The sequence below is a fragment of the Acinetobacter lwoffii genome, from assembly GCF_024129115.1.
GTDB classification, from domain to species: Bacteria; Pseudomonadota; Gammaproteobacteria; order Pseudomonadales; family Moraxellaceae; genus Acinetobacter; species Acinetobacter lwoffii_T.
The window spans coordinates 1-2,443 of sequence record NZ_JAMXXO010000051.1 but is presented as its reverse complement, the minus strand read 5'-3'; the positions used below and the strand labels follow the sequence as shown (position 1 = coordinate 2,443).

3 protein-coding genes are annotated in these 2,443 nt (G+C 40.2%); all 3 read right to left on the bottom strand.

Annotation, left to right across the window (positions count from 1 at the left end):
• Nucleotides 1-33: 33 nt before the first annotated feature.
• The 3 genes from NI470_RS15575 to NI470_RS15565 all read right to left on the bottom strand — a co-directional run bounded on the left by NI470_RS15575 (nucleotide 34) and on the right by NI470_RS15565 (nucleotide 2,382).
• Nucleotides 34-402, bottom strand: coding sequence for a hypothetical protein (locus tag NI470_RS15575; protein ID WP_253149007.1), 369 nt, complete (start codon nucleotides 400-402; stop codon nucleotides 34-36).
• Nucleotides 403-699: 297 nt separating this feature from the next.
• Nucleotides 700-2,004, bottom strand: a complete 1,305-nt coding sequence (locus NI470_RS15570) for a protein rep (protein WP_253149004.1) — start codon at nucleotides 2,002-2,004, stop codon at nucleotides 700-702.
• 84 nt (nucleotides 2,005-2,088) lie between these two features.
• Nucleotides 2,089-2,382, bottom strand: coding sequence for a hypothetical protein (locus tag NI470_RS15565; protein WP_253149009.1), 294 nt, complete (start codon nucleotides 2,380-2,382; stop codon nucleotides 2,089-2,091).
• Nucleotides 2,383-2,443 lie beyond the last annotated feature (61 nt).

Genomic DNA, 2,443 nt, shown 5'->3' with positions numbered 1-2,443 from the left:
GTTTAATACTGTTCCTTCAAGTTTGATCATGACTTAACCCTCTAAAGTTGTAGTTAGTGATTTAGCGATAAATTCCGCTGAATTGGATGATAGATTTTCTGTAAGAGCCATCGCTTCGCACAGAACTCGTTGTTCCATTGAGGTATCAGAATTGAAATTCTCAAGATAGCCTTCAGCAAACTCAACAAAGGCTTGACCAAAATACTGCTTAAGAATGTCAGCAATAACAGCACTGCGTGTTGTTTCTGCATAAGAAGCAAAGGCATCAATAGCCTCAATTACATAATCAGGAGCCTTGAAGGTCACAGTTTTGATAGATGAAGTTGCTGCAATTTCGTCATTCTGATCAATACGAGATTGAGCTAATGAATTGCCGCTTTCGAAGAAGATTCCGTGTTCCATATTTTCACCAGTATACAGTTGGAAATTATTTTTAATTACGTTTGTAATTTCATAATAATACTTTTTGTAATTTAGTCAAATTATGTTTGTGTCGCCACCCATTCGGGATGGCTAAAAGCTCCCGATCTGAAATCAGATGGGAGCTTGTAATCAGGGAAGGAAGGTTTTGAAATTCTTATAATGCCAGTTCGGGCGCACTCCGCGCCCTCTGCTATTAGTGACAGCACTGCAAACTGAAAGTTTGCATAAGTGCGCATTTCATGGAATGCACGCTTCCGCGTTTCTATGAAACAGGTACTAACCAATAAATGCTAATAGCCTATGCTCGACATATGGGAAAAGATCAATGTTATACATAATTCCGTCCCATCTTCGGATTCGTTGTCGAACCCTTACACGAGTTTTAGGCGGGATTCTCCAGTGGGCTTTTTTACGTCCTCGCTGTGGTCGTTCCGTGACTGCGCGCCCTCGCACCGGCAACGTCCTCGCTTCGTCCATAATCGCCAAATCAACATCCCTCATTCGGTCGTGTCGGTCGGTCGATTCCTCCTCCTCACTCCTCATTCGGTCAGTTTCTTTTGGCTCAACATGACGAGTGGTAACTAGGTCATAATACGATTTCTTAGAAAATGCGAATTTGTACAGCATTTCGAGATATGGCAAATCTTCTGATAGCATGTCGTCTGTCATTGTGTCAGGAATTTTGACACCCCATAAAAGACCGAAAGAACCTGTTAAACGTTTGCCCTTGAGAACCTTGAAAGCTTCCCAAGTATTTTCAACGGACAGATCGCCAAACTTCAAAGCATACTTACAGACTTCGGCAGCCGCTTTGCTATAGCCGTGTCCTTTTTCTTTTTTTGCCCTACGGACATCGACGACCATCGAATCCCCAGTAAGGCTATGCCAGTATTCTGAAAATTCCTGTTGATCAATCCATTGGTCAACAAGTGCAAACATATGAATATGTGGATGCCATTCACCTGTTTTTTCGTTGAATGTATTTTCGTATGAATACATAGCACCTTGAACCTTACAGAACTCATTAAACCCTCGACCTTTCTTTTCGTAGTCCCTACGACGATCTAAGAGCTTTCTAAAGGACTTCATGAGATGTTCAGAGCGTTCTGCTAGGTCAGAGCCGTTTTTAACGGTGAGCGTGATTAGAACGGGCTTGAGCTTGCGATTTTCTTGTAAGACTTGATCAATACGTTCAACGTATTTTTGAATAGCACGAGATGCACGAATGGCAGCGCAGAAAGGACAAAGCAAATGCTGTCCGCAGGTACGGAGCTTGGAAAGTTTAACTTCGCCTATTGTGTAAAAATTTTTGAATAGCAGATAGTTTCCGCATTCATTCAATTTCTGAGCAGATTTTAGAGCCTTGATAGATTCTTCGTTTTTAACGTCTTTCTCATAGTTCTCTTTAAACTTAGCCAGGGTAAATAAATAATTTTCCTGATTCTTAGCTCTATGTTTCAAAGTCGCAAAACGTGTTATTCTATCCCTATGTTGATCTGCATTAGCAGATTGCAAAGCCTGTATTTCTCCACCCGCCAAAGTGTTCGAAATATGGGCTTTTTTATTGTCTTTTTTAAGCAATTTTTGTCCCCACTTTAATCAATAGTATCAAGTAAAAGAAAAAACAGCGAGAAGCTTCGCTAACTCACTGTTTTTTTTCACGTTTCACATTGTTTCTGCTAAAACAGGTTTTGCACCTTTAGCAACATAAAAAATCACATTACGACCACTTGCCATTGCCCCAACAGCAATTGAAATTTTTTGATTTAGGTAATCCTTAAAGTCCCGATAATTTTCTACTGATAGCGTAAAAAGTTCATTTTTTACGTCACCATTTGGCAGATCCATAGCACCTAGAATTTGTACTTTGTCACGATCAGCAAATTGGTCGCCTGTTTTTTTGTCTTTACCGCCTTGCTGGGTAAATACGTTTAATACTGTTCCTTCAAGTTTGATCATGACTTAACCCTCTAAAGTTGTAGTTAGTGATTTAGCGATAAATTCCGCTGAATTGGATGAT